Genomic DNA, 25,525 nt, shown 5'->3' with positions numbered 1-25,525 from the left:
CGCGGGGGTTCGGGTGTGCGGAAGCCGACCCACCCCCAACCCCTCCCTTCCAGGGAGGGGGGAACAGGTCGGCCAGTCCTCTTTAACCGACAGGTTGCTACGGGGACTACCACGCCTTCCTCTAGAACAGCTCCCCCTGCGGCCCCCTTGGCGCCCGGAACAGATCGTTCCGCAAAGCTACCCGCTCGCGGTTCAGCCCATGCTTCGCACACGCAATCCGGAACCGGGTCCCGAGCAGGTCCGCCCAGGGCCCTTGCCCCTGCATCCGCGTAAAGAAGTTCGGATCGTTATCCCTCCCCCCGCGCAGCGATGCGATCGTCGCCATCACCTTCCCCGCGCGATCCGGAAAATGCTCGTCGAGCCACGCGCGGAACAGCGGTGCCACCTCATGCGGCAATCGCACCGGAATGAAGAACGCGCGCGTCGCCCCCGCCTCCGCCGCGCGCGCGATCAAATGCTCGATCTCATGATCGGTGATCGCCGGGATGACGGGCGCGATCGACACGTACACCGGCACGCCTGCATCCGCGAGCTTGCGCACCGCCGCCAGTCGTCGCTCGGGATGCGGCGCACGCGGCTCGACCGTCGACGCGACCTTCGGATCGAGCGAGGTGATCGACATCGCTACTGCCGCCAGACCTTTTGCAGCCATCGGCCCAAGCAGATCGATATCGCGCACCACACGGTTCGACTTGGTAGTGATCGTCAGCGGATGATCCGTCTCGCTGAGCACCTCGATAATGCCGCGCGTGATCCGCCAGTCGGTCTCGATCGGCTGGTAGGGATCGGTATTCGTTCCTAGCGCCATCGGTGCGACGACATAGCCAGGCTTCGACAGTTCAGCGCGCAACAGCGCTGCGGCCGACGGTTTCGCGAACAGCTTGCTTTCGAAGTCCAGCCCGGGCGACAAATCGTGGAACGCATGGCTCGGCCGCGCGAAACAATAGATGCAGCCGTGCTCGCACCCGCGATACGGATTGATCGAGCGATCGAACGGCACGTCGGGCGATGCGTTGCGGCTGATGATCGTGCGCGGGGTCTCGACGGTCACCGTCGTCCGAAGCTTCGGGGCGATCCCGTCGATCCCCTCGCGCATGTCGAGCCAGTCGCCATCCGCCTCGGTCTGCGGAAGGTTGAACCGGCGGCTCTCGTCATTGCGAGTCGCACCGCGAACCGGGCGGGCCTGTTTCATCGACTGAAACTAGACACCGCCACGGAACATAGCAAGAACGATATTAGAAGCGGAAGCCGATCCCGGCGACGACCTGGTGACGGCTGAAATCGAGGCTCGCCTTGTCCGACCCGTCGACGACTTCATAGCCGTTGTAATCGGTGTAGACGTATTCGAGCTTGCCGTAGAAATTGCGCCCGAACCCGGCCTGTACGCCGGCACCGACGTGGAAGCCGCTCAGGTTGTCCGAAAGGCGGAAATTGTCCTCGGGGAAGGTCGGGTCGGTGTAGTTGAGGCGGATCTGGCCGTTCGAATAGCCGCCCTTGATATAGGCTACCGTCGTCGGGTTGATCAGAAAGCCACCGCGCACGCCGGCCGTCAGGTTGCGGCCGGGCTTCAAACAGGTGTCGACACCGTCGCCGCCGTCGAAGCACTGCTTGGCGCTCGACCCCTCGATACCGCCATAGACGCCGAGCATGGTGCCGCCGTTGACGACCATATCGTAGCCGACCTCGCCGCCATAGGTGACGCCGCTCTTGCCTTCGCTGAGGCGGCCCGAGTCTTCGCCGGCTTCGACGTTCAGTTCGGTGATGACGCGGTCGTAGCCGATCCGCGGCTCGACGCGCAGGCCGCTGACGCCGTCGGACTGGCCATACGCGGTCGCAGCGTCGCTAGCGCCATTCGGACCCACGTCGGACTGAGCGAAAGCCGGCGCGGCCGGTGCGGCGGCTAGTGCCGCGATAAGCAGGTACTTGTACATTCGATAGGTCCCCTGTGAACCAGCCCCCTGGCTGATCCCACGGCTGTCCCTCTCCCCGCCGCGTGGTTTCGACAAGGTTAACCCAGCCTGGTTGCGTCCATTTCCGATCCATCGGTCGGGCTTCGAATGAGCGCTCGCGAAGGGGCGACAGAACGCCTAGGGCGGTAACATGACGGAACAGATCACCACCGTGGAGCGGGCATTCGAACTGGCACGATCCGGCGCCTGCAGCTCGGTCAACGACCTGCGACAGCGCTTGCGCCGCGAGGGCTATGATGCGGTGCATCTTCACCTGCACGGCGCATCGATCAACAAACAGCTGGTCGACCTGATGCATGCCGCAAAAGGATCGTCGGGCGCAGAGTGATGGGTGCCGCTGCCGGGTAAATAGCGTCGCCGCAGTGGCCTCGTTGGCTTCGATCGACGGGCAGGCCCATTGGGCTGGATGGTGCGGGCGGGGGGACTCGAACCCCCACGGGCCTAGGCCCAACGGATTTTCGTACCAGCTACGGTTTTCACCGCCGCCCGAGGGCGTTTGTGGTCTGGACTATCCCTTCACCATGTCCCGGCAGGCCGGGATACAGGTGCTGCCCGTCTAGTCTCTACACCTTCCCGAGATCGCTCTCGGGCTTGGCTCGGGATTCCCATTTTACAGGCTTCCCCGAATTTGAGCAGTTCTACGCCGCGGGTTTCCCCGTGGGCACTCAAGCATGTCTAAGTCCGGTGCGTCTACCATTCCGCCACGCCCGCATCCGAGGCGGTCTTAAGACGCTTCGGGGCCGCCGCCAAGACCTCACACGTTGAGGCGGGCGCGCATTTCCTTGCCGGGTTTGAAATACGGCACGCGCTTGGCGTCGACCGCGACGACCTCGCCGGTACGCGGGTTGCGGCCGGTACGCGCATCGCGCGCGCGCGTCGAAAAGGCACCGAACCCGCGCAGTTCGACACGACCGTCGCCGGCGAGCCGCTTCGAAATCTCGTCGAAGAACGTACTGACGATCAGCTCGACTTCGTTCGGTTGCAAGTCCGGATGCGCTTCGGCGATCTTCAAGACTAGTTCAGATCGAATCATTCGATTTCCCGCTCATGTGGCAGTTCCGCTCGTTGATGTAAGTCAACCTGCGAAGCGTTAGCACTAATCCGGACGCAGTCAAAAACCAAAATGGGGTAAATAAGAAAAAGCCCGGCATGTTCGCGACATGCCGGGCCAAATCTTGGTTAAGCCGTTGAGCTTACTTCTTCTCTGCTTCCGTACGAGCCTTGAGAGCCTCGCCCAGGATGTTGCCGAGAGTCGCGCCGGAGTCCGACGAACCGTACTGAGCAACAGCCTGCTTCTCTTCCGAGATCTGCATAGCCTTGATCGAGAAGGTCGGCTTCTTCGAACGATCGAAGCCGGTGACCATCGCGTCGAACTTCTGGCCGACCTGGAAACGCTCCGGACGCTGCTCGTCGCGATCGCGACCCAGATCCGTGCGCTTGATGAAGCCGGTCGCGCCATCGTCGCCCTGCTGGACTTCGAGACCCGCGTCGCGGACTTCGAGGACCGTCACGGTGACGACTGCGTTCTTGTTCAGCTTGTCGCCTGCCGCTGCGATGCCGCCGGCCGAAGGCCCGCCGCGCTCGAGCTGCTTCATGCCGAGCGAGATACGCTCCTTCTCGGCGTCGATGTCGAGCACGACGGCCTCGACGGTCTCACCCTTGCGATGCAGGTTGAGCGCGTCCTCGCCCGAAACACCCCATGCGATGTCGGACATGTGGACCATGCCGTCGACGTCGTTGTCGAGGCCGATGAACAGACCGAACTCGGTCGCGTTCTTGACTTCGCCTTCGACGGTCGAACCGATCGGATGAGCGGCAGCGAAGGCCTCCCAAGGATTGGCCTGAGCCTGCTTGAGGCCGAGCGAGATACGACGCTTCTCGGAATCGACTTCGAGGACCATGACGTCGACTTCCTGCGAGGTCGACACGATCTTGCCCGGATGGACGTTCTTCTTGGTCCAGGACATTTCCGACACGTGAACGAGGCCTTCGATGCCCGCTTCCAGCTCGACGAACGCACCATATTCGGTGATGTTCGTGACGCGGCCGGTGAGCTTCGCGCCGACCGGGTACTTGACCATCGCGCCATCCCAGGGATCGCTCTCCAGCTGCTTCATGCCGAGGCTGATGCGCTGGGTGTCCTTGTTGATGCGGATGATCTGCACCTTGACGGTGTCGCCGATGTTCAGGACTTCGCTCGGGTGACCGACGCGCTTGTAGCTGAGATCGGTGACGTGCAGCAGGCCATCGATGCCGCCGAGGTCGACGAACGCACCGTAATCGGTGATGTTCTTTACGACGCCGTCGATGATCTGGCCCTCGGCCAGGCTGAGGATCAGGCCCGAACGCTGCTCTGCGCGCGTCTCTTCGAGAACGGCACGACGCGACACGACGATGTTGCCGCGCTTGCGGTCCATCTTCAGGATCTGGAACGGCTGGGGGATGTCCATCAGCGGGGTGACATCGCGCACGGGGCGGATATCGACCTGCGAACCGGGCAAGAACGCGACGGCGCCGTTCAGGTCGACGGTGAAGCCACCCTTCACGCGGCCGAAGATCACGCCTTCGACGCGGGTCGTCTTGGAGAATTCGGTTTCCAGCTTGTCCCATGCGGCTTCGCGACGGGCGCGATCGCGGCTGAGCATCGCTTCGCCGTGGACGTTCTCGACGCGGTCGACATAGACTTCGACTTCGTCGCCGACCTTGAGGTCAGCCTTCTGGCCCGGCGCTGCGAATTCGCGAAGCGGCACGCGGCCTTCCGACTTCAGACCGACGTCGATGACGGCCATGTCGTTCTCGATGCCGGTCACGGTGCCATGCACCACGCGGCCCTCGAAGCTGTCGGCGTCGCCGAGCGTTTCGTTCAGCATCGCCGCGAAATCGTCGCGGGTCGGCATTACCTGGGTTGCCATAGAATTCAGTAATCCTAGTCTGTTTCCGGCCAAGCGGTTGGGTCCGCTGGTCTTGGCCTTCGTTGCCGCGACGACCGAACGCCGGCGCAGCATCCGGACGGCACGAAGGCTGCGGAGGACGTAGACGCTGAATGCGAAAACGGCGCGTGAGACTCGAGGGTCTCCGCGCCTTCCTCCACGAGCATCGCTCGCCGGACGGTTCCGTATAGCCGAAACCGGGTCTCGGAGCAAGTTCGCCGCTGCTTCGTTAGGGGCCGCTCACAACAGGAGCGAAGATTTGAACGAACGCGGCATTCTCGTGCTGGGGTGGGTCGCCACCGTGACGGCGATCGTGATGTACCTGTCGTACATCGACCAGATCATGCTGAACCTTGCGGGTCAGAAGGGATCGGTGGTCCAGCCGTTCGCGACGATGGTGAACTGCGCGCTGTGGGTGGGGTACGGGTTTCTGAAGGACAAGCGGGACTGGCCTATCGTCGTGGCGAATGCGCCGGGGGTGGTGTTCGGGGCGGTGGCGCTGGTTACTGCGCTGTAGGCGCGCGTGGGTGACCGGGCGATAGGTGTCGGGAGGTCTGGGGTATTCCTTGGGGTATAACATACGGCGCCCCCGCTTACTTGTTCTCCCGCGAAGGCGGGAGCCCAGTCTGGGTCCCCGCCTTCGCGGGGAAACAGTATTGGTTCACGTTGGCTCACTTCCACAGAGCAACCACCCCGGCGAAGGCCGGGGTCCAATTGGGGGACGGTACTAACTGAGGATCGCGCTTCGTTACTGCTGACGTTCCAATTGGGCCCCGGCCTTCGCCGGGGTGGTTGCCGCTGAGGACAGGGTAGAGACTAAACCGAAGCCGCCTTCTTCGCCCACTGCGCCTCAACCAACGCAACCGCCCTTTGCACCGAAGCCTCGATCGACAAAAAGCTCGTATCCAGCAACGCAGCATCCGCCGCCATCACCAACGGCGCAGTCGACCGCCCGCTATCCCGAGCATCCCGAGCCCGAATATCCGCCAACACGCGATCCTTGCTCGCCGTCCCACCCCGAGCCTGCAACTCCGCATGCCGCCGTTGCGCCCGGATATTCGGCGTAGCCTTCACGAACAGCTTCGCATCCGCGTCCGGCGCAATCACCGTCCCGATGTCGCGCCCGTCGAGGATCGCGCCACCCTCCTGCGCCGCAAACCGCTTCTGCCGGTGCAGCAGCGCCGCCCGCACCAGCGGATGCGCCGACACCACCGACGCCAGCGCGCCGATATCGTCGTCGCGCAACGCCGGATCGCTCAACAGCGCATCGCTGAAATCGCACGCCGCCACCGCGTCGGCTTCCGTCTCAGGATCGAGCCCCATCCGCGCCACGCTCAACGCGACCGCGCGGTACAGCAGCCCGGTATCGAGATACGGCAGCTTGTAATGCTTGGCCAAGGCGCGCGCGATCGTGCCCTTGCCCGATGCCGCCGGACCGTCGACTGCGATGATCATCTTAATTCCCCCGGCCGGTCAGCGCGTCGAGCGACCGGAAGAACACGGGATAGCTCGTCGCCACCGGCGATACATCGTCAATCGTGACGGGCTGAACGGCGCCAAGTCCAGCCACGACCATGCTCATTGCGATGCGGTGGTCGAGTTTCGAGGCGATCCGAGCGCCACCGCGAATCGCCGCGCCGCCCGACCCGGTGATCGCCATGCCGTCCTCATACTCTTCGCAAGCCACGCCGCACGCCTCCAGCGCGATCCGCATCGTCGTGATCCGGTCCGATTCCTTGACTCGCAGTTCGTGAGCGCCGCGAGCCACGGTCGTGCCGGTCGCGAAGGCGGCGGCGACGAACAGCACGGGATATTCGTCGATCATGCTCGGCGCGAGATCGGCCGGCACCTCGATCGCGGTCAGCGGCGCGTGGCGAACGCGCAGGTCGGCGACCGGCTCGCCGCCAACGATGCGCGAATCGAGCTCGGTAATATCCGCGCCCATCATCCGCAAAGCCGTGACGATCCCGATCCGCGTCGGGTTCAGCCCGACATTGCGCACGACGATATCCGAGCCCGGCACGATCGACGCAGCCACCAGCCAGAACGCCGACGACGACGGATCGCCCGGCACGACGATATCCTGCGGCCGCAACTCCGCTTCGCCGGTAATCGAGATGATCCGCCCGGCCTCGGTCTCCTCGACGGTCAGCTTCGCGCCGAACCCGGTCAGCATCCGCTCGCTATGATCGCGCGTCGCGACGGGCTCGATCACGCGCGTGATCCCCGGCGTGTTGAGCCCCGCGAGCAGAATCGCCGACTTCACCTGCGCCGACGCGACCGGCAGCGTGTATTCGATCGGAACCGCCGGGCACATCCCGCGCACCATCAGCGGCAACCGCCCGCCCGGCGACGACGTGATGTCCGCCCCCATCTGCGACAGCGGCTCGATCACGCGTCCCATCGGTCGGCCCGACAGCGACGCGTCGCCCGTAAAGGTGCACGTGATCGGATGGCTCGACACCAGCCCCATCAGCAGCCGCGTCGACGTCCCCGAATTGCCCATCTCCAGCGCAGTCTCGGGCTGGAGCAACCCGCCCACGCCGACGCCATCGACCGTCCAGATCCCGTCCTCACCACGTTCGATCGTCGCGCCCATCGCGCGCATCGCAGCGGCGGTGGCGAGCACGTCCTCGCCCTCCAGCAGCCCCTCGATCCGGCTGGTGCCGACCGCCAAGCTCGCGAACATCAGCGCGCGGTGACTGATAGACTTGTCGCCGGGGACCGCGATCGAGCCGGTCAGTGGACCGCGCGCGACGACGTCCATCGAAGTGGGGAGGGGGTGTGCCATGGGGCCGGGCTTTTGACAGTGGCCTTGCGCTATGGCAAGGCGCGCCCACTTTGCGAGGGTATCCCCCCGCAATCCATTCATCCGAAAGGTTCTATCGGCATGATCAAGCCGGAATGGGGCACGAAGCGTTCGTGCCCGAAATGCGCGACGCGTTTCTACGACCTCGAAAAAGCCGACCCCGTGACCTGCATCGAATGCGGGTATGCGTGGGAGCCCGAGCCCATCCTGAAGTCGAAGCAGCCGCTGCCGTTCGAGGTCGCCAAGCCCGACACCAAGAAGCCCGACGCGGATCTCGAGGGTGACGAGGAAGAGGACATCGCCTCGATCACCGGCGAGGACGAAGAGCCATCGGCGGACGACGAAGTCGATCTCGGCGGCGACGACGACCTCGGCGTCGAGACGCCGCAGGACGAGCACGAGCGTTAAGTAGAATAAATTTGGCAGGCGGCATTTACGCCGCTTGCCAACCCGGGCGGGTCCGGTTAGTGACCCGCCTCCCAACGGGAATGGGGCCGTAGCTCAGCTGGGAGAGCGTTCGCATGGCATGCGAAAGGTCAGGGGTTCGATCCCCCTCGGCTCCACCATTTCCGTTGATGACCGGTCCGCCGGATACTTTTTAAGCTGACATCGCAAACAAGCCGAGCGCGGTTTGGGATGCGGCATCGCCACACCCCGAGACGAGTTCCGCACGTCTAGAATGCAGCGGATAACCCTGCGAACGCCGAAACGCTGTTGCGGTCGTCGCGCAAGGCGTAGCCGGCGACACCTGCGCGGAGCGACAGTTGTCCCGCGACATTGCCGTCCACCCCCATGGCATAGCTCATATAGCTGCGATCGGCGCGTTCGACCGTGCTCGTGAAGCTGATCGGGGCACCCGTTGGCGTCATCGTCAGCGTGCGGGGATCGTCGTCGAATTCGCGCTCGTACCCGGCGCGCGCGAAGAATCGCACCGGTTCTCCGGGAACGGTGCGAAGGACCGCGCCGAAGCGGCCCGTCAGGCTTTCGATCTCCTGTTTGCCGAAGCTCGCCGCCGTCGAGAGCCCGCCGGTCTCCGCATAGCCGGCGATGCGGACGCGGTCATACTGCGCCGCGAGGTCCGGACCGAACGCGAGCCCGCCGAACTTGATCAGGTCGAGCGCGGCAGTCACTCGCCCGGCGACGTAGGTGCCGTCGGTTTCACCCTCGTGCGATCGGACCGCCGGGCCAAGCTGGACGGTGCGCCGAATGTGGCGGTAATCGATCTCGCCATAGGTCCCGTCCGCAAGTAGCCGTACCGGGCCGACGTCGCCGCGCGCGTAGCCGCTGACCGACCAGGCGCGCGGCTTGTAGCTGCCGGCGCCGGTCTTGAAGTCGCCGGTGCCGTCCGAATAGCCACCCGCGAGACCGACTCCCGACGCGTTGCCGATCGCGAGGTCGGCGCCAGCGGTGCCGCTGAAGCCGCGCTCGGTGATGTCGACGCGCTGGGCGGAGGTGCCGCTCGAGTAATAATGATAGCCGGCGCCGCCGAACACCGACAGCGCGTGTTCGTCGCGTTGCGCGCCGCCACGCTCGGCGGCCTCGAACAGGTCGCGCTGTCCGCGGAACATCGCCTGCGCCGCATAACCGAGACCGGCGATCTGGTCGGGCGCCTGCACGAGGCTCGCCAGCGCCTGCCCCTGGATACGCTGCGTGATGCCGGCGGGGTGGACGCTGTCGGCCTGGATATACGTCTCGTTGGCGTTCGGTGACACGAGCGTCGCGCGCGTGCAGGCGAGCGACGACGGTACGGTGCAGGCGACTCCGGTGATGTTGGTGTAGCCATAGGTCGCGGGGCTGGCGACGAGTTCGCCGAACAGCCGGTCGGTGTCGAAATACAGCGCGTTGACGTTCGCCGCCGCCAATGCCGCGGCATAGGTCCGGTTGAACAGCTGGAGCCCGGCCGCGCCACCGGTCTGAACCGCGAGCGTGACGATCCGGGTCGCACCGGCGGCCTGGAGGCGGTCGACCTGCGCGGCGAGCTGCGTTGCAGCCGTCGTCAGGATCGCGGTGTTGGTGCTGCCGGCCGCCTGGAATGCGAAATAGTCGTTGCCGCCCCCCTGGATGTAGACGAGGTCGCGCGGTCCGAAACTGCCACCGGCGGCAAGGAAATTGCTGATCTGGGTCGCGACCGGGATCGATAACGCGTTCGCGGCGGTCACGCGGGCGCCGCCGACCGCGTAGTTGGTGCCGCCCTTGCCATAGACCGGATCGAGCGACAGCCCGAGTCGCGCCGCGAGGACCTCGGGTGCGACCGGGTCGGGGTTGGTCGTGAAGCTGCCCGCATCGCGCGGCAGGCGTGGGTCGAGCGTCAGGTAATAGCCGCCGTCGGCGAGGCTGTCGCCAAACACGACCATGCGGTTATAGGTCTCGGTGCTCGCGACATTGGTCGGGCTGGCGGTCTGTGCGTAGCCGGGACTCGCGACGCTCAGCGCGGTTCCCAACAGCAACGCCGTGTAGGTCGTCTTCATGATACCCTCTCCCTGGCGGCGAAGGATCGTTGTCCTTCGCTCGACAGGGAGTGTCGGAGCCGTTTACGTCCGCGTCAATAGAGGGTCGTTTGGGAACGGCCGGCAGTCGTTCAGACGAACAGCCCGACGAGCAGATACGTCCCCGCGCCGATCAATCCGGCGGCGGGCAGGGTGAGCGTCCAGGCGACGACGATGTTGCTGGCGACGTTCCAGCGGACGGCGGACAAGCGCCGCGCGGCGCCGACGCCGACGATCGAGCCGGTGATGGTGTGAGTCGACGATACGGGGATTCCCCAGAACGTCGCCGCGAACAGCGTGATCGCGCCGCCGGTCTCCGCACAGAACCCTTGTGCCGGGGTCAGGCGCGTGATCTTCGAGCCCATCGTGTGGACGATCCGCCAGCCGCCCGACAGCGTGCCGAGCGCCATCGCTGCCTGGCAGGACAGCACGACCCAGAGCGGCACGTGGAATTCGCCGCCGAGCAGGCCCTGCGAATAGAGCAGCACGGCGATGATCCCCATCGTCTTCTGCGCGTCGTTGCCGCCGTGGCCGAGCGAATAGAGCGCGGCGGAGATCAGCTGGAGCTTGCGGAAGCGCTTGTCGACGCCGAGCGGGGTGAGCTTGAGGCTAGTCCAGGCGACGATCAGGACCAGCACGAGCGCGAGCATCAGGCCGATCGCGGGTGAGGCGAAGATCGCGACGACGGTCTTGATCACGCCGCTCCACACGATCGCGCCGAAGCCGACCTTCGCGATGCCGGCGCCGAGGAGGCCACCGATCAGCGCGTGGCTGCTGCTCGATGGGATGCCGAGCACCCAGGTGATGACGTTCCACGCGATCGCGCCCATCAGCGCGGCGAAGATCACCTGCGCGTCGATGACGTGCGCCTGGACGATCCCGGTGCCGACGGTCTGCGCGACATGGAGGCCGAAGACGGCGAACGCGATGAAGTTGAAGAACGCTGCCCAGAGGACGGCGTATTGCGGCTTCAGCACGCGTGTCGAGACGACGGTGGCGATCGAGTTCGCCGCGTCGTGGAGGCCGTTCAGGAAGTCGAACAGCAGCGCGATGCCGATCAGGCCGATGAGGAGGGGGAGGGAGAGGATCATGCGCGGCGGCCCGCGGTTACGCGGATAAGGTGCACCGCCGCTCTCTCAACCACTCCACCCCCCCGGCGAAGGCCGGGGTCCAATTGGAGAGGTCGCAGTAAAGGAACGCCGCCCTTCGTTATTGCCGTCCCCCAATTGGGCCCCGGCCTTCGCCGGGGGGGAGCTGCGTGGAAACTCTCGGACTCAAACACATCAAGCATGGTCGATGACCAGCCCCTGGATCTCGTTCGCCACATCCTCGAAGCGGTCGACGATCTTTTCCAGGCTGCTGTAGATCTCGCGGTTGATGATGAAGGTCATCGGGTCCGCACTGATCTTCGAGGCCTGGAACAGCGCGCGAAGGCCGGTGTCGTGGATGTCGTCGGCATGACCCTCGATCTGGATCAGTCGCGCGGTAAGGTCGTGCAACCGGCCTGCGTTGGTGCCGAGCGACCGCAGCAGCGGGATCGCTTCCGCGGTGATCCGTGCGGCCTCGACGATGATGCCCGCCATGTCGCGCATCTGCGGCGAGAATTCGGTGACCTCATACAGCGCGATCGCGTTCGCGGTGCCGTTCATCTGGTCGATCGCGTCGTCCATCACGCCGATCAGATCGGTGATCGCGCTGCGGTCGAACGGCGTTACGAACACGCGGCGGACGTCCTGGAGGACCTCCCGGGTGATATCGTCGGCCTCGTGCTCGCGCTTGACGATCTCGGCGATCTGACCCTCGATCGAGCCTTCGCCGTGGAGCAGCCGTGCAAGCGCATCGGCGCCGGCGACCAGAGTCGCGGCATGCGCGTCGAACAGTTCGAAGAACCGCCCCTGCTTCGGCATCAGCGACTGGAACCAGCCCAGCATCGGAATTCTCCTTTTCGCGCTCGTGCGCACGACGGGTAAGATACGTTGCGCGAGCGATGCCGGGATCGGCGGCTCACGGAAAGCAGCGATCAGCGCCTTCAGGCCGGGCTCATTGACAGCCTCCGCCGCACGATCAAGCGTAAACCAGCGTGTGTCGCGCTGATGACGTTCGGGCCAGTCCTCGACCTGCTCGACGAACGCGAGCGGAAACACGGTGACGATCATGTCGCGGTAGCGGCCGGTGCGGCGGCGCTTGCGGTACGCGAATTGCCCGACAGGAGAGGGGCATGGGATACCGCGAATGCCGGCTTCCTCATAGGCTTCCTGCGCCGCGGCCTCGTGGCTGGCGAGCCCCGTGATGGGATTGCCCTTGGGAATCACCCAGCGGCCGGTATCGCGCGACGTGATCAGCATCACGCGCGCATGCCCGGCTTCGTCGATCACATAGGGAAGCGCGCCGATCTGTTCGATGGTCCGGGTCCTCACGCCCGCGGAATCACGGGGAAAGACTGGAGCTTATACGCGGTTTTTACGCAAGGATAGCGGATCGGCGCTGGCTTTATGGGCGGTTAGCCGGGGCCCATTTCTGTCCCATTGCCGGACGCCGCCAGCTTAACCACTTTTGCCACTGGTCGAATTGGTAAACGCGACGTTAACGTTTTCATCATGACCAGACGCCTAGTCCTCACCAACGAAGCCGCCCGCCATCCGCTGCGCCGATCGTTGCCGCCGCCGGTAGTCGCCAGCGCGAAGAACGACGATCACGACGTGAAGCTTTTCCTGCTGAGTTTCGCGGCGTTCTTCACGTGCTTCTACAGCTTCATTTTCTGAGGCCTACGCACCCCTTTTTACGTTCGTGCTGAGCGGAGTCGAAGCACCTGCTTTTGGCACTCCCCCTTCGACTTCGCTCAGCGCGAACGGGTTCAGGTGTGAGGCTACCCCTTCAGCGTCGGCAAACACCCGATCGCGTCGTCGTCGCAGGCCCGGTGCAGCTTCTGTGCGAGCCATGCCGAGACGAGGCACATCGCCGCCACCAGGAACAGCATGTCCTCGGGCGTCACGCCCATCGCGGTGATGCCGATGACGAGGATCGAACCGACCGTCATCGCGCCCGAGTTGACGACGTTGTTCGCCGCCACGGTCCGCGCGGTCTGGTCCTTCTCGACGGTCGTCGTCAGGAACGCGTAGAGCGGCACCACGAACATCCCGCCGGTGATCGCGATCGCGAGCAGAGTCGCTAGCACGGGAATCGCACCCGGCTGATGGATGAAGCCGGCCCAGTCGTAGAAGTGCCCCGGTGGCGCCGGCGTCCAGGTCCGCACCAGGAACGAGAACAGTAAGACGAATCCGCCCATCGCGATCACCGATGCGGGCGAGAACTTCGCCGAGATACGCCCGCGCAACATCGTGTTGATTACCACCGAACCGATCGCCACACCGACCGAGAACACCGCGATTACGAAGCTGGCGACTCGCTCGTCGGCGGTCAGCACGTTCTTCACCAGCGGCGGGAAGACGATGATCAGCACGGCGCCGATCGTCCAGAAGAAGCTGATCGCGATGATCGCCAGGAACAGCCGCGGGATGTGCAGCGTCGCGTTGATCAGTCGCCACGACGCCGTGAACGGGTTGTAGTCGAGCTTCAGCGGTGGGCCTTCGCGTGGCGCCGGCGGCACCTGGCGTCCGGCGAACCAGCCGATCGCGGCGACGACCAGCACGCTGGCAGCGGCGCCCTCGATCGGAATCCAGCCTGCGGTCACGGTGCCCAGCAGGATCGCGAGATACGTCCCGGCCTCGACCAGCCCGGTGCCACCGAGCACATCACACGGTTTCAGATGCTGCGGCAGGATCGCGTATTTGATCGGGCCGAAGAACGTCGAATGCACGCCGAGGCACAGGACTGCGCCGAGCATGAGCCCGATCCCCAGCGACGGATGCCCTGCGCGCGCGACCATCAGGCCGGTCGCGCCAAGCAGCATGATGCCGATCTCGACCGTCTTCACGATCCGGATGATCCGCGCCTTGTCGTGGCTGTCCGCCAATTGTCCGGCGAGCGCGGACAACAGGAAGAACGGCAGGATGCCGAGTCCCGTCGCCAGCGCGTTGAAATTGGCCTCCATCTTCGGGTCGTTGAAGACCGCATAGGTCGCGAACAGGACCATCGAGGTCTTGAACAGATTGTCGTTGAACGCGCCGAGAAACTGGGTCGTGAACAGCGGGAGGAAGCGACGTTGCTTCAGCAACCCAAGGGCATTGAGCATGACGGGAAATAGCCCTGATCGTTGCGGTAATATGTCCAACCCTTAGCCGAGCGTCATCCGCGCGCCAACGCTTAAACCGGTTTCGCCGCGCGACCGACCGGTATAGGGGTGGTGGGTGTTGAGCTTGCCTAACCTCCTGACATTGTCGCGGATCGTCGCGGTGCCCCTGCTGGTCTGGTTCCTGTGGTGGCCCGACTGGGAGGCGGGGTACGGCATCGCCTTCGTGCTGTATTGCCTGATGGGTATTACCGATTATTTCGACGGCTATCTCGCGCGGTCGAGCGGCGCGGTGTCGCGGCTGGGGATATTCCTCGATCCGATCGCGGACAAGATCATGGTCGCGGCGGTGATCCTGATCCTGGTCGGGACGCGCGATATTCCGGGTGTCCACGTGATCGCCGCGCTGGTGATCCTGCTGCGCGAGATCGCGGTGTCGGGCCTGCGCGAATTCCTGGCGCAGGTTCAGGTCTCCGTGCCGGTTTCGCAGCTGGCGAAGTGGAAGACGACGTTGCAGCTCGTATCGCTCGGCGGCATCATCCTCGGCGGCGCAGTGCCCGAGATGGTCTGGGTCCACACCGTCGGCATCGTCGCGCTGTGGGGCGCGGCCGTCCTTACGCTGATGACCGGATGGGATTATCTCCGCGTCGGCCTGAAGCACATGGACTGAGTAGGCATTACGGGCATGACGATACGGATGGTGTATTTCGCCTGGGTGCGCGAGCGCATCGGCACGGGTGAAGAGTCGATCGAGCCTCCGACGAGCGTCGTGACAGTGGCCGATCTGGTCGACTGGCTGGCGGAGACGAGCGCCGCCCATGCGGGCGCGTTCGAGAACCGCTCGCGACTACGCGCGGCGATCGATCAGGATTTCGTGCCGCTCGATACGCCGATCGGTCGCGCGCAGGAAATCGCGATCTTCCCACCGGTGACCGGCGGATGATCCACATCTCGGTCCAGCAGTTGCCGATCGATATCGCCGCCGAGATGACGCGCGCGGAAGCGGCAGGGGCGGGCGCGGTGGCGACGTTCACCGGGCTGGTGCGTGCTGATGACGGTGTGGGGACGCTCGAGCTCGAACATTATCCGGGTGCGACCGAGGCTGCGTTGCTCAAGGTCGCCGAGGGTGCGATCGAGCGTTGGTCGCTGAGTGCCGCGATCATCGTGCACCGCGTAGGGCCGATGCATCCGGGCGAGCGGATCGTGTTCGTCGCGGCGACGGCGGCACATCGTGGCGCGGCGCTGGAAGCCTGCGCGTATCTGATCGATCGGCTGAAGACCGACGCGCCATTCTGGAAGCGCGAAACGCGGGGAGTTGAAGCTAGCTGGGTGGAGGCGCGCGATCACGATCACGCCGCTGCCTCCCGCTGGAATACGCCTAGCAGCTAGCGCGAAGATTGTTCTCCCGCGAAAGCGGGAACCCAGACTGGATCCCCGCCTTCGCAGGGAAACAAATTAGTGCGGGCCGCGCTATCCGATGAGACCGCGGCCCGCACTCAAATCAGCCGAGCTTCGGAACGCTCATGCCGTTCGTAAGATGAACGACGCCGTTCGTCTCCTTGATGTCCGCCGTATCGACGAACGACTTGATACCGGCGGTATCGGTCAGCGCGATATTGCCGTTCGCTTCGAGCGACGCGACCAGCGGCTGGCCGGCGAGCGTGGTCAGCGTGGCCTTGCCACCGCCTGCGGTGATCTGTGCCTTCAGCTGCTCCGACGTCAGCGCACCGGCGACGACGTGATACTTGATGATCGTCGCCAGCGTCGGCACCGACTCTGGCTTCAGCAGCGTGTCGAGCGCACCGGCGGGCAGACGCGTGAACGCTTCGTCGCTCGGCGCGAACAGCGTGTACGGGCCGGGGCCTGCGAGTGTCGTCTGCAACTTCGCCGCGGTGACCAGCTTGGTCAGCGTCGCGCGGTTCGGCAGCGTCGGGAGAGCGGCGGCGATCGTCGTGGTCGCTGCGGCCGTCGACGCGGCGGGCGCACCGGCAGCCTGAGGCGCTGCGGTCGTCGCGCCCGGCGCCGCTGCCGTCGGAGCGGCCGTCGTCGGCGCGCCCGTCCGCGGTGCAGCCGGTGCGGTGGTCTGTGCAGTCGCGCCGGTGGCGAGGAGCAGGCTCGATGCGGCTGCGATCATCAGGTTGGTCTTAACAGTCATCTGCAACTCCAGAGATTGTGGAAGGGACGTGTAAACTCGAACGGAAAAACTTGGGTAGATATCGGTCGGACTCAATGATTTTGCCGACAAGCCGTAGCATCGGCGCGATGAATTGAGCCTAATTCCACCCGGATCAACTCAGCTTGGGCACGATCACGCCGTTGACGACATGAACGATGCCATTGGACTGGCGGACATCTGCGGTCTCGACATAGCTCTTGTTGCCGTTGACGTCGGTGAGCGTGATGACCGCGCCGACCAGCGTCGCGGTGATCGGGTCGCCCTCGACCGTGGTCAGCGTCGCGGTACCGTTGCCTGTCGTGATGCGGCGGCGCAGATCGTCGGCGGTCACGACGCCGGGCACGACGTGATAGGTCAGCACCTTGGTCAGCGAAGCCTTGTTCTCGGGCTTCAACAACGTGTCTACCATGCCGGGGGCAAGCCGCCCGAACGCGTCGTTGGTCGGTGCGAAGACCGTGAACGGACCCGGCCCCGACAGGGTCGGCACCAGACCCGCGGCCTTCACCGCGGCCACCAGCGTCGAGAGATTGGGCGCCGCCGACGCGTTGTCGACGATCGTCTGCGTCGCCATCATCGGCACGCCGCCGACGGTCGGATTGGCCACCGCGGGCGGCCCGTTCGGGACGGCGAGCGCGGGATTGATCGGCGTGGTCGACGCACTGGCGACGTCGTCCTTCGATTTGCCACTGCACGCCGCAAGCGCCAGCGCACTCGTGATCAGCAATAGCGGAAGCGTCTTCGACATCGTTGGATCTCCAGCGGGAACTCGCGAAACATACGATCGAACGCCGAGTTGGTTGCGCAAGCGTGCCAATCTCCGGTCGAGGTGAAGACCGAGCCAGTCTGAAGCGCGACGGTCTCCCATCCCTGAAAGGGAGGGGCAGGGGGTGGGTCGGCCAGCTTGTGTCGCTGAGATTGCCTGATACGGGCACCGACCTACCCCCAACCCCTCCCTTCCAGGGAGGGGCGCAGAAGGAGAGGCGGCTACTGAACGTCGGCCAGCGCCTTAGCCATCAACCGGAAGTCCTTCTCCCGCGGGCTCGCCCGCCGCCACACCAGCGCGATTTTCCGCACGGCATTGATCTCGTCGAGCGGGCGGGCGGTGATGTTGGTGTTGTCGAGGATGCCGGCCTTCAGCGCCATCTCGGGCAGCATCGTGATGCCGAGCCCGTTGTCGACCATCTGCACGATCGTGTGCAGCGACGTGCCGAGCATGGTCGCCTCCGCGCGCAACTCCGGACGGTTGCACGCGCCGAGCGCATGATCCTTGAGGCAATGCCCGTCCTCGAGCAGCAGCAGCCGGGTCTCGTCGATCGCCGATGCGGGGATCGCAGGCAGCGCGGTCGGCTCTTCGCCCGACGGATACGCCACGAACAGGCGGTCCTCGAACAGCGTCTCCGACGTCACCTCGCCGCACGCATAGGGGAGCGCGAGCAGCACGCAGTCGGTGCGGCCATTGTGCAGCCCCTCGCATGCCGGACCGCTCGGCTCCTCGCGGAGGAACAGCTTCAGGTCGGGATAGTCCTTCCGCAACCGTGGCAGGATCCTCGGCAGCATGAACGGCGCGATCGTCGGGATGACGCTCATCCGCATGTCGCCCGACAGCGGCTGGCCGGCGGCGCGCGCCATGTCGCCCAGCTCCTCCGCCTCGCGCAGCACGCGCCGCGCCTTGTCGGCGATTCCGTCGCCCAGCGGCGTGAACCGCACGACTCGCCGGGTGCGCTCGACCAGCACCACGCCGATCAGCGTTTCAAGCTCGCGCAGGCCCGCCGACAGCGTCGATTGCGTCACGAAACACGCCTCCGCGGCGCGTCCGAAATGGCCGTGGTCCTTCAGCGCAACCAGATATTGCAACTGTTTCAACGTAGGTAGGTAGGTCGCAGCCATTAATCGCCTCTATCGATCATCAGATGATAAATAGAGCGTTGGATCGATTACACCAGCCCCCTATACCGCAATGCACAACACCCGAGCGGGTCAACCGCCGCCTTTGAGGATGCCTGGAGCCAAGTTTAATTCCAGGAGGCTTCCATCATGTTGACCATCGGCGACCAGTTCCCCTCGATGACCATTCCCGTCCAGCAGGGCACCGCAGCGCTGCCCGCCGGCGAGACGCTCGACCTGACGACCGCCTATCCCGGCAAGTGGAAGGTGCTGTTCTACTGGCCGAAGGACTTCACGTTCGTGTGCCCGACCGAGATCGTCGGCTACAGCGACATCCGCGGCGATTTCGAAGACCGCGATGCCGTCCTGATCGGCGCGTCGACCGACACCGCGCACGTCCACCTCGCCTGGCGTAAGTCGGACGCGGACCTTGCCGCCGCGGACTTCCCGTGGCTGGCGGACAACGGCGCGAAGCTCGCAGACGCGCTCGGCATCGTCGACAAGAACGAGCATGTCGCGTTCCGTGCGACCTTCATCATCGATCCGGACAATGTCATCCAGGCGGTCCAGGTCAACGGCCTGAACGTCGGCCGCAACCCCGCCGAGACGCTCCGCGTGCTCGACGCGCTGCAGACCGACGAGCTCTGCCCGTGCAACTGGAACAAGGGCGACGACGTCCTCCAGCTCGCTGCGTAACTGAAACTCCCCTCCCGTTCACGGGAGGGGTTGGGGGAGGGCGTGTCCACACGGACCGCCCTCTCTTTTTGTCTCCAGTCCCTCCCCCGACCCCGCCCGCAGGCGGAAGGGGAGCAGAAGGAATTATCATGTCGCTCAAGGAATTCGCAGGGCAACTGCCCGATTACGCCAAGGATATCCGTCTCAACGTCGGCTCGCTGCTGAACGAGACGCATCTGTCCGACCAGCGCAAATACGGCCTGCTGCTCACGTGCGCGCACGGCTCGGGCTACAAGCCGCTCGTCGAAGCCGCCGAGGCCGAATGCGTGCCGAAGCTCTCGCCCGAGGCCGCCAACGCAGCGCGCGCGGCGGCGGCGGTGATGGCGATGAACAACGTCTATTACCGGTTCACGCATCTCGCCGGGAACCAGGAATACCGCAACATGCCCGCCAAGCTGCGGATGAACGTGATCGGCCAGCCGGGCATCGACAAGGTTGATTTCGAGCTCTTCAGCCTGGCCGTGTCGGCGATGAACGGCTGCGGCATGTGCATCGACAGCCACGAGCAGATCCTGAAGAAGGCCGGCGTTACGGCGGAGGCGATCCAGACGTCGGTGCGGATCGGCGCGGTGATGGCCGCGGTTGCGACGGTCCACGCGACGTTGTGACTTCTGTTCCCCTCCCGCTTGCGGGAGGGGTTAGGGGAGGGGCTGGCCTCAAGTACGGCGTCGTATTTGGCACGCCCTCCCCCGACCCCTCCCGCAAGCGGGAGGGGAGTTCCGTCAGTGCCAGATCGCGCGGTAGAGGCCGAACAAGCTCGTGATCGTCAGGATCACGCCGACCAGCACCATCAGCGTCTTGGCCGGCACGCGCTTCGCCAGCATCGCCCCGAACGGTGCCGCCAGCACGCCACCGATCAGCAACCCCACCGTCGCCTGCGTAAACGCCGCCCAGCCAAGCTGGGTAATGAACGTCGCCGAGATCGTCGCGGTCAGGAAGAACTCCGCGGTATTCACCGTACCGATCGTGGTGCGCGGCGATGCGCCCTGCACCAGCAGGTTCGACGTCACCACCGGCCCCCAGCCGCCACCACCCGCGGCATCGAGAAACCCGCCGACCAGCCCGAGCGGCTCGACGATCTTCGGTTCCTTCTGCTTCGGCGGATAGCGAAGCCCGCGGTACAGCAGGTACACGCCGATCGACGTCAGATACGCGAGGATGAAGGGCTTCGCGGTACTCGCATCGATGTTCGACAACACGTACGCGCCCAGCACGCCGCCGATGACGCCCGGGATCATCAACCGCAGGAACAGCGTCCAGTTGACGTTCTTGTGCAGCACGTGGCTGATCCCCGACACTGCGGTGGTGAAGGTCTCGACGGTATGCACGCCAGCCGACGCCGCAGCCGGTGGCACGCCGACCCACAGCAGCAGCGTGTTCGAAATCACCCCGAACGCCATTCCCAGCGCGCCGTCGACGATCTGCGCAGCGAACCCGACCAGGATGAAGGGCAGCAGCGTCTCGAAGCTCAAGGTCGTCAGGTCGAACATCGGCATCCCCTCAATATCGTGGCTAAACTGCAACGCGCGAGCTTATCCCACAACAAAGATAGGCTTTACCCCGATCCTGATGGGCTGAGGCCGCCCCTGCGCGCGGTTCTGGAAATCGGCGGTTCGATACCCTAGATACGGAAATCGCGAAGGGGACTGCGGATGTCGAGCGGATTACTGGCCTATCTGGATTCGATCCGCGCCCGCGATCCCGCCCCGCATTCGCGTGCCGAAATCATGCTGTACCCCGGCGTCTGGGCGCTCGGCTATCACCGCATCGCGCACCGCCTGTACAAGGCGAAGCTCTATTTCCTCGCGCGCTGCGTCAACCACTGGTCGCGGTTCATGACGGCAATCGACATCCACCCCGGCGCGACGATCGGCCGCAATTTCTTCATCGACCACGGCTTCGTCGTGATCGGCGAGACCGCGGAGATCGGCGACGACGTCACGATCTACCAGTGCGTCACGCTCGGCGGCACCAGCCCCGACAACGGCGTCCAGGGCAAGCGCCACCCGACCATCTCCGATGGCGCGATCATCGGCTCGGGCGCGCAGGTGCTGGGCCCGATCACGCTCGGCAAGCGCTCGCGGGTCGGCGCCAACGCGGTCGTCACGCGCGACGTGCCTGCGGGCACGACGGTGGTCGGCATTCCGGCTCGCGCGACGACGATCGAGGGCGGCAACGCGCCCGAGGTGCCGCGCTTCGTGCCCTACGGTACGCCGTGCAGCGAGATGTTCGATCCCGCGACGCAGAAGATGGAGATCATGCGCTGCGAGCTGGAGACGATGCGCAAGCGGCTCGACGCGCTGCTCGCCGACGAGCATCCAGAGGACCGCCGCGACCGCGCATGATGGTGGATAACTGATGGGCGTGGTCCCTTTTCCCACACCGTCCAAGGCGACGCAGGTCGGCTTCGAACGCCTCGAACTGAACCGCATCCTTGACCTCTATGGCCGGATGGTCGCAGCGGGCCATTGGCGCGACTATGCGATCGATCTGGGCAAGGACGCCGCAGTGTTCGCCGCCTTCCGCCGCGCCGCCGAACGGCCGGAGTTCAGGATCGAGAAGCGCCCGTCGCTGCGCAACAAGCAGGGCATGTGGGCGCTGATCGGCGAGGCCGGCGCGGTGGTGAAGCGCGGGCATGAACTCGGGCCTGTGCTGGCGCCAGTCGAGCGACGGCTCATGAAGCTGGTAGAGGATTAGGGCGCAAGCTGCTCCCCTCCCTGAAAGGGAGGGGTTGGGGGTGGGTAGGCCAGCTTGTGTTGCTGACGATACCGCGTACGGAAACCGACCCACCCCCGACCCCTCCCTTCAGGGAGGGGGGTAATAGGGCGTTACACCAGTACCGGCGCGGTCTCGCGGTCCGCTTCCCCGAACACCCGCAGATATCGCGCGATCTCGGCGGGTTCGCCGGTCGCCTTGGCCGGATTATCCGACAGCTTCACCGCGGGGCGGCCATTCGCTTCGATCACCTTGCAGACCAGCGAGATCGGCTCCAGCGCCGCCGCGCCGTCGGGATCGCAGCCGCGGAAGTCGTTGGTCAGGTTGGTCCCCCAGCCGAAGCTCATCCGCACCCGCCCGTGGAAATGCCCATACACCTGCTCGATCGTGTCGATGTCCATCCCGTCGGAGAAGATCAGCAGCTTCGTCTTCGGATCGACGCCCTGCTCCTCCCACCAGCGGATGATCTGCTCGCCGCCCGCGATCGGCGGCGCGCTGTCGGGGCGGAAGCCGGTCCACTCCGCCAGCCAGTGCGGCGCGTTGCGCAGGAACGCGGTCGTCCCGAACGCATCGGGGAGGGCGATCAGCAGATTGCCGTTATAATGTTGCCGCCAATGCTCGAGCATGCGGTAGGGTGCCTCAGCAAGCTCGGCGTCGCTGTCGGCCAGCGCGGCGGTCACCATCGGCAGTTCGTGCGCGTTCGTCCCGATCGCTTCGAGGTCGGCGTCCATCGCCAGCAGCACATTGGACGTACCGATGAACCGGTCGCCGAGCCCTTCCTTCAGCGCCTCGACGCACCAGCGCTGCCACAGGAACCCGTGCCGCCGCCGCGTGCCGAAGTCCGACAGCACGAGGTCGGGCAGTTCGCGCAGCCGCTCGACCTTCTCCCACAGCTTGGCCTTGGCGCGCGCATAGACGATGTCGAGCGCGAACCGGCCGCGATCACGCAGGGCGGCGCGCGACTTCAACTCGTTGATGATCGTCAGTGCAGGGATTTCCCACATCGTCGTGTGGCTCCACGGGCCTTCAAAATGCAGCTCATACTGCCCGTCGACCTTGCGCAGATCATAGGCGGGCAACTGGAACTCGGCGAGCCACGCGAGGAACTCCGGCCCGAACATCTTCTGCTTCCCGTAGAAGCTGTTGCCCGCGAGCCAGATCAGCTCCTTTTTCGCGAACCGCAGCGTCCGCGCATGATCGAGTTGCGCGCGCAGTTCGTCCTCGTCGACGATCTCGGCGAGCCGCACGGTCTTGGTCCGGTTGATCAGCGCGAAGGTGGCGCTGACGTCCGGATACACCTGCCGGATCATCTGCAACATCAACAGCTTGTAGAAATCGGTATCGAGCAGGCTACGCACGATCGGATCGAGCCGGAAATTGTGATTGTACGTCCGGGTGGCGATATCGGTCACGGCCATGCGCGCGGGCTCCTGCGTTTGCGTGGGCTGCGGGTGTCCGAGAAGACGCGTTTGTGTCAAGCAGCGGGCAAAGGAGACGGGCGATGGCGCGGTTCGTGGTCGTGGTGGATACGCAGTGGGATTTCATGGCGGAGGGCGGCGCGCTGAGCGTGGCCGGGGCGGACGCGCTGGTCGCGCCGATGCAGGCGTGGCTGTCGGCACTGCCCGCCGCCGGCACTGCCGGAGTCCTGTTCACGTTCGATACGCATTTCCGCGAAACCTATGCCGCGTCGCCCGAGGCGGCGATGTTCCCGATCCACTGCGTCCGGGGCACGAAAGGGTGGGGCAACATCCTCGACGTCGCGCTGGTCGACCCGGCGATCCCGGCGTGGCGGATCGAGAAGGGCGTGTTCGACATGTGGGCCGAACCGGGGCTGGCGATCGAGGACGCGCGCGACGAAGGGCAGCCAACGGTGTCGCGGGAGGACTTCTTCGCAGGCCTCGCCGCGAGGGGCGTTACCGACGTTACGGTCATCGGCGTTGCGGCGGACTATTGCGTTCGCTGGGCGGTCGAAGGCCTGATCGCACGTGGCTTCGCGGTAACCGTGCCGGCAGGGCTCACGCGCGGGATCGAACGGCAGATCGATGCGGTTGCGGCGGAGGATTTCGCCGGCGCGCGGTTGATCGTCCAACCAACGGAACGCATCGCGTAAGCCGGTTCGGGCAGCAGTTCGCACTCTCTATTGCTCTCCCGCGGGAGCCCAGGTTGGACCCCCGCCCTCGCGGGGGAACATGCTTTCACGCTGCCGGCGTTCATGCCATCGCCGCGAGCAACCGCCCGACATCCACCGTCGCGAACGAGGCGAAATTGTCGGCCACGCCGAACGGCAGCAGCAACGTGCGGCCATGTACGATCCCGCCACAGCTATAGACGACGTTGGGCACATACCCGTCGCGCTCCTTGGGGCTCGGCACGATCAGCGGGTCGGTCATCCGCGCGAGCAGCTTGGTCGGGTCGGCCTTGTCGAGCAGGCACGCGCCGACGCAGTAATTGCGGACGCTGCCGACCCCGTGGGTCAGCACCAGCCAGCCCTCGTCGATCTCGATCGGCGAGCCGCAATTGCCCATCTGGATGAACTCCCACGGCCATTTCGGCTCGACGATCCTAATGCCCCCGTCCCAGGTCAGCAGGTCGTCCGAGGTCAGGTACCAGATATTCTCGTTGTCCTGTCGCCCGAGCATCGCATAGCGCCCGTGGATCTTCCGCGGGAACAGCGCCATACCCTTGGTGCCCGCGACCGCGCCGCGCATCGGCTGCATCTCGAACGTCTTGAAATCCTCGCCGCGCAGCAGTTCGCAGCGTGTCTCGGAGCCGCTGAACGCGGTATAGGTGCCGAGATACTGGACCTCGCCGGCATCCTCGAACCGGACGAGCCGCAGATCCTCGATCCCCTGGCGCTGGCTCGGCAGGATCGGGAAGATCACGGTTTCGGACAGCTCGCGACTATTGCCGCATTGCAGCCGGGTGGGGCCGCCATCGGTCGCGCCCTGATCCGACGGTTCGATCCGCGGCGGCACAGCTGTCCGGCTGGCGGGATCGACCGAGAAGCCGTCCTGCGGCGACCAACTCCCCGTGCGGAACGTCACCGACGAGACATGACCCTCGCCGATCCCGCGCAGCGACAGGATGAAGCGGAGACCATCGTCGGGCGCGCCGGTCTGATCCGGGTGCAGCACCATGCTCGGGTTGAACAGCGCAGCGGCCTCGAACGAATATTCCTCGCTGAGATACGCGCCGATCAGCACCTGCTGGTCGCGCGTGATGGTGCGGGCGTCCGGCGTCCTCGCCATGACTTCGCCGAAGCGGTGGAGCAGCAGGTCGTCAACGTCGCGGTGGCGCTCGTCGAGCGACGCCGTGACGCGTTCGCGTTCGGCATGCAGCTCGTCGGGGGTCAGCGACAGCACGCGGTCGATCACGCGCTCGACGCGAGGATGACCCTCGACTTTGAACGGACCCGGATAGTCGACGTTGAACGGGCGGATCACGGTCCGCGACGGATCGGGGCGCAGCTGGATGTTCGAGAAGGTGACGAGGTCCGTTACGGCCATGATCGGCTCCCTTGTGCGCCGACCGGCGCGGTGCGGTATCGACTGCAAACGCCGGAGCACCCGGATCGCCGCATGACAAACCCTTCACCGCACAGACAACAGACATACGCGGGAAAACATGGCGC

Annotated in this window: 28 protein-coding genes and 1 tRNA gene; 13 read left to right on the top strand and 16 right to left on the bottom strand. The window is 65.3% G+C overall.

Annotated elements, in window-relative coordinates; genetic code table 11:
- Positions 1-121: 121 nt before the first annotated feature.
- Together C8J44_RS08985 and C8J44_RS08980 are read right to left on the bottom strand one after the other, a co-directional pair.
- Entirely contained in the window at positions 122-1,192 is a 1,071-nt protein-coding gene (locus C8J44_RS08985; RefSeq protein ID WP_121904227.1) for a PA0069 family radical SAM protein, read from the bottom strand.
- A 43-nt stretch (positions 1,193-1,235) separates the two neighbouring features.
- Positions 1,236-1,931 carry an outer membrane protein gene (locus tag C8J44_RS08980; protein ID WP_121904226.1) on the bottom strand — a complete coding sequence of 232 codons (696 nt, stop codon included), beginning with the start codon at positions 1,929-1,931 and terminating at the stop codon, positions 1,236-1,238.
- Between the two features lie 169 nt (positions 1,932-2,100).
- Between C8J44_RS08980 and C8J44_RS08975 the strand changes: the two genes are divergently transcribed.
- Positions 2,101-2,298, top strand: coding sequence for a hypothetical protein (locus C8J44_RS08975; RefSeq protein ID WP_082470946.1), 198 nt, complete (start codon positions 2,101-2,103; stop codon positions 2,296-2,298).
- A gap of 426 nt (positions 2,299-2,724) precedes the next feature.
- Here the strand turns inward: C8J44_RS08975 and ihfB are convergent, their stop codons facing one another.
- On the bottom strand, positions 2,725-3,003 hold the full coding sequence (ihfB, locus tag C8J44_RS08970; protein WP_056051424.1) for an integration host factor subunit beta: 279 nt from the start codon (positions 3,001-3,003) through the stop codon (positions 2,725-2,727).
- A gap of 160 nt (positions 3,004-3,163) precedes the next feature.
- A complete protein-coding gene (gene rpsA / locus C8J44_RS08965; RefSeq protein WP_121904225.1) occupies positions 3,164-4,882 on the bottom strand; it encodes a 30S ribosomal protein S1 in 1,719 nt (572 codons plus the stop codon).
- Between the two features lie 277 nt (positions 4,883-5,159).
- Here rpsA and C8J44_RS08960 point away from each other — a divergent pair, with 277 nt between their 5' ends.
- Positions 5,160-5,417 carry a SemiSWEET family transporter gene (locus C8J44_RS08960; protein ID WP_056060411.1) on the top strand — a complete coding sequence of 86 codons (258 nt, stop codon included), beginning with the start codon at positions 5,160-5,162 and terminating at the stop codon, positions 5,415-5,417.
- 299 nt (positions 5,418-5,716) lie between these two features.
- Here the strand turns inward: C8J44_RS08960 and cmk are convergent, their stop codons facing one another.
- The gene (gene cmk, locus C8J44_RS08955) at positions 5,717-6,355 is read right to left on the bottom strand and encodes a (d)CMP kinase (RefSeq protein WP_121904224.1); all 639 of its coding nucleotides are present in this window, start codon (positions 6,353-6,355) and stop codon (positions 5,717-5,719) included.
- A 1-nt stretch (position 6,356) separates the two neighbouring features.
- Positions 6,357-7,691, bottom strand: a complete 1,335-nt coding sequence (gene aroA / locus C8J44_RS08950; protein WP_121904223.1) for a 3-phosphoshikimate 1-carboxyvinyltransferase — start codon at positions 7,689-7,691, stop codon at positions 6,357-6,359.
- Positions 7,692-7,790: 99 nt separating this feature from the next.
- On the opposite strand from aroA, the gene C8J44_RS08945 reads away from it, so the two are divergent.
- Positions 7,791-8,117: a TIGR02300 family protein gene (locus tag C8J44_RS08945; RefSeq protein ID WP_031395784.1), complete on the top strand. Its 327-nt coding sequence runs from the start codon at positions 7,791-7,793 to the stop codon at positions 8,115-8,117.
- An 82-nt stretch (positions 8,118-8,199) separates the two neighbouring features.
- Positions 8,200-8,275: transfer RNA gene (locus tag C8J44_RS08940), tRNA-Ala, on the top strand.
- Positions 8,276-8,383: 108 nt separating this feature from the next.
- On the opposite strand, the gene C8J44_RS08935 is transcribed toward C8J44_RS08940, so the two are convergent.
- The 3 genes from C8J44_RS08935 to C8J44_RS08925 all read right to left on the bottom strand — a co-directional run bounded on the left by C8J44_RS08935 (position 8,384) and on the right by C8J44_RS08925 (position 12,597).
- Positions 8,384-10,177 (bottom strand): autotransporter outer membrane beta-barrel domain-containing protein, encoded by a 1,794-nt coding sequence (locus C8J44_RS08935; protein WP_121904222.1) that lies wholly within the window; start codon positions 10,175-10,177, stop codon positions 8,384-8,386.
- Between the two features lie 110 nt (positions 10,178-10,287).
- Positions 10,288-11,286, bottom strand: a complete 999-nt coding sequence (locus tag C8J44_RS08930) for an inorganic phosphate transporter (protein WP_056051415.1) — start codon at positions 11,284-11,286, stop codon at positions 10,288-10,290.
- Between the two features lie 192 nt (positions 11,287-11,478).
- Complete coding sequence (locus C8J44_RS08925; protein ID WP_060526799.1) at positions 11,479-12,597, bottom strand: DUF47 family protein; 1,119 nt, start codon at positions 12,595-12,597, stop codon at positions 11,479-11,481.
- Between the two features lie 195 nt (positions 12,598-12,792).
- On the opposite strand from C8J44_RS08925, the gene C8J44_RS18455 reads away from it, so the two are divergent.
- Positions 12,793-12,957, top strand: a complete 165-nt coding sequence (locus tag C8J44_RS18455; RefSeq protein WP_165899569.1) for a hypothetical protein — start codon at positions 12,793-12,795, stop codon at positions 12,955-12,957.
- A gap of 104 nt (positions 12,958-13,061) precedes the next feature.
- Here C8J44_RS18455 and C8J44_RS08920 read toward each other — a convergent pair whose 3' ends face one another.
- Positions 13,062-14,387: an MFS transporter gene (locus C8J44_RS08920; protein ID WP_060526657.1), complete on the bottom strand. Its 1,326-nt coding sequence runs from the start codon at positions 14,385-14,387 to the stop codon at positions 13,062-13,064.
- A gap of 115 nt (positions 14,388-14,502) precedes the next feature.
- Between C8J44_RS08920 and pgsA the strand changes: the two genes are divergently transcribed.
- From pgsA to C8J44_RS08905, 3 genes are read left to right on the top strand one after another with little or no spacing between them, the layout of a single operon-like run.
- On the top strand, positions 14,503-15,054 hold the full coding sequence (gene pgsA / locus C8J44_RS08915) for a CDP-diacylglycerol--glycerol-3-phosphate 3-phosphatidyltransferase (RefSeq protein WP_121904221.1): 552 nt from the start codon (positions 14,503-14,505) through the stop codon (positions 15,052-15,054).
- Between the two features lie 15 nt (positions 15,055-15,069).
- Entirely contained in the window at positions 15,070-15,327 is a 258-nt protein-coding gene (gene moaD, locus C8J44_RS08910; RefSeq protein WP_056051410.1) for a molybdopterin converting factor subunit 1, read from the top strand.
- Complete coding sequence (locus C8J44_RS08905; RefSeq protein WP_121904220.1) at positions 15,324-15,773, top strand: molybdenum cofactor biosynthesis protein MoaE; 450 nt, start codon at positions 15,324-15,326, stop codon at positions 15,771-15,773. Before moaD ends, C8J44_RS08905 begins: the two co-directional genes overlap by 4 nt.
- Positions 15,774-15,885: 112 nt before the next feature.
- On the opposite strand, the gene C8J44_RS08900 is transcribed toward C8J44_RS08905, so the two are convergent.
- The 3 genes from C8J44_RS08900 to C8J44_RS08890 all read right to left on the bottom strand — a co-directional run bounded on the left by C8J44_RS08900 (position 15,886) and on the right by C8J44_RS08890 (position 18,447).
- Positions 15,886-16,539: a fasciclin domain-containing protein gene (locus C8J44_RS08900; protein ID WP_121904665.1), complete on the bottom strand. Its 654-nt coding sequence runs from the start codon at positions 16,537-16,539 to the stop codon at positions 15,886-15,888.
- Positions 16,540-16,672: 133 nt separating this feature from the next.
- Entirely contained in the window at positions 16,673-17,305 is a 633-nt protein-coding gene (locus C8J44_RS08895) for a fasciclin domain-containing protein (RefSeq protein WP_121904219.1), read from the bottom strand.
- Positions 17,306-17,544: 239 nt separating this feature from the next.
- Positions 17,545-18,447 carry a hydrogen peroxide-inducible genes activator gene (locus C8J44_RS08890; protein WP_060526661.1) on the bottom strand — a complete coding sequence of 301 codons (903 nt, stop codon included), beginning with the start codon at positions 18,445-18,447 and terminating at the stop codon, positions 17,545-17,547.
- A gap of 147 nt (positions 18,448-18,594) precedes the next feature.
- Here C8J44_RS08890 and C8J44_RS08885 point away from each other — a divergent pair, with 147 nt between their 5' ends.
- Positions 18,595-19,140 carry a peroxiredoxin gene (locus tag C8J44_RS08885; protein WP_055879693.1) on the top strand — a complete coding sequence of 182 codons (546 nt, stop codon included), beginning with the start codon at positions 18,595-18,597 and terminating at the stop codon, positions 19,138-19,140.
- Between the two features lie 128 nt (positions 19,141-19,268).
- The gene (locus C8J44_RS08880; RefSeq protein WP_121904218.1) at positions 19,269-19,787 is read left to right on the top strand and encodes a carboxymuconolactone decarboxylase family protein; all 519 of its coding nucleotides are present in this window, start codon (positions 19,269-19,271) and stop codon (positions 19,785-19,787) included.
- A 114-nt stretch (positions 19,788-19,901) separates the two neighbouring features.
- Here the strand turns inward: C8J44_RS08880 and C8J44_RS08875 are convergent, their stop codons facing one another.
- A complete protein-coding gene (locus tag C8J44_RS08875) occupies positions 19,902-20,669 on the bottom strand; it encodes a sulfite exporter TauE/SafE family protein (RefSeq protein WP_056052944.1) in 768 nt (255 codons plus the stop codon).
- A 162-nt stretch (positions 20,670-20,831) separates the two neighbouring features.
- Between C8J44_RS08875 and epsC the strand changes: the two genes are divergently transcribed.
- Together epsC and C8J44_RS08865 are read left to right on the top strand one after the other, a co-directional pair.
- Positions 20,832-21,524, top strand: a complete 693-nt coding sequence (epsC, locus tag C8J44_RS08870) for a serine O-acetyltransferase EpsC (protein ID WP_121904217.1) — start codon at positions 20,832-20,834, stop codon at positions 21,522-21,524.
- Positions 21,525-21,537: 13 nt separating this feature from the next.
- Positions 21,538-21,876, top strand: a complete 339-nt coding sequence (locus C8J44_RS08865; RefSeq protein ID WP_121904216.1) for a DUF2794 domain-containing protein — start codon at positions 21,538-21,540, stop codon at positions 21,874-21,876.
- 131 nt (positions 21,877-22,007) lie between these two features.
- Here C8J44_RS08865 and pncB read toward each other — a convergent pair whose 3' ends face one another.
- Positions 22,008-23,312: a nicotinate phosphoribosyltransferase gene (gene pncB / locus C8J44_RS08860; protein WP_121904215.1), complete on the bottom strand. Its 1,305-nt coding sequence runs from the start codon at positions 23,310-23,312 to the stop codon at positions 22,008-22,010.
- Between the two features lie 83 nt (positions 23,313-23,395).
- Between pncB and C8J44_RS08855 the strand changes: the two genes are divergently transcribed.
- A complete protein-coding gene (locus tag C8J44_RS08855) occupies positions 23,396-24,004 on the top strand; it encodes a cysteine hydrolase family protein (protein WP_121904214.1) in 609 nt (202 codons plus the stop codon).
- 100 nt (positions 24,005-24,104) lie between these two features.
- On the opposite strand, the gene C8J44_RS08850 is transcribed toward C8J44_RS08855, so the two are convergent.
- On the bottom strand, positions 24,105-25,400 hold the full coding sequence (locus tag C8J44_RS08850) for a glycoside hydrolase family 130 protein (RefSeq protein ID WP_121904664.1): 1,296 nt from the start codon (positions 25,398-25,400) through the stop codon (positions 24,105-24,107).
- Between the last annotated feature and the right edge of the window lie 125 nt (positions 25,401-25,525).

The sequence above is a fragment of the Sphingomonas sp. PP-CE-3A-406 genome (genome assembly GCF_003688625.1).
Taxonomy (GTDB): Bacteria; Pseudomonadota; Alphaproteobacteria; order Sphingomonadales; family Sphingomonadaceae; genus Sphingomonas.
This window is presented reverse-complemented; position numbering and strand designations above follow the sequence as displayed.

Bases quoted from the DNA above. Each gene is read 5' to 3' on its own strand.
- rpsA (WP_121904225.1), bottom strand. From the start codon at position 4,882: ATGGCAACCCAGGTAATGCCGACCCGCGACGATTTCGCGGCGATGCTG.
- C8J44_RS08930 (WP_056051415.1), bottom strand. From the start codon at position 11,286: ATGATCCTCTCCCTCCCCCTCCTCATCGGCCTGATCGGCATCGCGCTG.
- C8J44_RS08935 (WP_121904222.1), bottom strand. From the start codon at position 10,177: ATGAAGACGACCTACACGGCGTTGCTGTTGGGAACCGCGCTGAGCGTC.
- C8J44_RS08880 (WP_121904218.1), top strand. From the start codon at position 19,269: ATGTCGCTCAAGGAATTCGCAGGGCAACTGCCCGATTACGCCAAGGAT.
- C8J44_RS08985 (WP_121904227.1), bottom strand. From the start codon at position 1,192: ATGAAACAGGCCCGCCCGGTTCGCGGTGCGACTCGCAATGACGAGAGC.
- moaD (WP_056051410.1), top strand. From the start codon at position 15,070: ATGACGATACGGATGGTGTATTTCGCCTGGGTGCGCGAGCGCATCGGC.
- C8J44_RS08905 (WP_121904220.1), top strand. From the start codon at position 15,324: ATGATCCACATCTCGGTCCAGCAGTTGCCGATCGATATCGCCGCCGAG.
- C8J44_RS08945 (WP_031395784.1), top strand. From the start codon at position 7,791: ATGATCAAGCCGGAATGGGGCACGAAGCGTTCGTGCCCGAAATGCGCG.
- epsC (WP_121904217.1), top strand. From the start codon at position 20,832: ATGTCGAGCGGATTACTGGCCTATCTGGATTCGATCCGCGCCCGCGAT.
- C8J44_RS08920 (WP_060526657.1), bottom strand. From the start codon at position 14,387: ATGCTCAATGCCCTTGGGTTGCTGAAGCAACGTCGCTTCCTCCCGCTG.
- ihfB (WP_056051424.1), bottom strand. From the start codon at position 3,003: ATGATTCGATCTGAACTAGTCTTGAAGATCGCCGAAGCGCATCCGGAC.
- C8J44_RS08850 (WP_121904664.1), bottom strand. From the start codon at position 25,400: ATGGCCGTAACGGACCTCGTCACCTTCTCGAACATCCAGCTGCGCCCC.
- C8J44_RS08855 (WP_121904214.1), top strand. From the start codon at position 23,396: ATGGCGCGGTTCGTGGTCGTGGTGGATACGCAGTGGGATTTCATGGCG.
- C8J44_RS08875 (WP_056052944.1), bottom strand. From the start codon at position 20,669: ATGTTCGACCTGACGACCTTGAGCTTCGAGACGCTGCTGCCCTTCATC.
- C8J44_RS08890 (WP_060526661.1), bottom strand. From the start codon at position 18,447: ATGGCTGCGACCTACCTACCTACGTTGAAACAGTTGCAATATCTGGTT.
- C8J44_RS08900 (WP_121904665.1), bottom strand. From the start codon at position 16,539: ATGACTGTTAAGACCAACCTGATGATCGCAGCCGCATCGAGCCTGCTC.
- C8J44_RS08885 (WP_055879693.1), top strand. From the start codon at position 18,595: ATGTTGACCATCGGCGACCAGTTCCCCTCGATGACCATTCCCGTCCAG.
- pncB (WP_121904215.1), bottom strand. From the start codon at position 23,312: ATGGCCGTGACCGATATCGCCACCCGGACGTACAATCACAATTTCCGG.
- aroA (WP_121904223.1), bottom strand. From the start codon at position 7,691: ATGGCACACCCCCTCCCCACTTCGATGGACGTCGTCGCGCGCGGTCCA.
- C8J44_RS08895 (WP_121904219.1), bottom strand. From the start codon at position 17,305: ATGTCGAAGACGCTTCCGCTATTGCTGATCACGAGTGCGCTGGCGCTT.
- C8J44_RS08980 (WP_121904226.1), bottom strand. From the start codon at position 1,931: ATGTACAAGTACCTGCTTATCGCGGCACTAGCCGCCGCACCGGCCGCG.
- C8J44_RS18455 (WP_165899569.1), top strand. From the start codon at position 12,793: ATGACCAGACGCCTAGTCCTCACCAACGAAGCCGCCCGCCATCCGCTG.
- C8J44_RS08975 (WP_082470946.1), top strand. From the start codon at position 2,101: ATGACGGAACAGATCACCACCGTGGAGCGGGCATTCGAACTGGCACGA.
- cmk (WP_121904224.1), bottom strand. From the start codon at position 6,355: ATGATCATCGCAGTCGACGGTCCGGCGGCATCGGGCAAGGGCACGATC.
- C8J44_RS08865 (WP_121904216.1), top strand. From the start codon at position 21,538: ATGGGCGTGGTCCCTTTTCCCACACCGTCCAAGGCGACGCAGGTCGGC.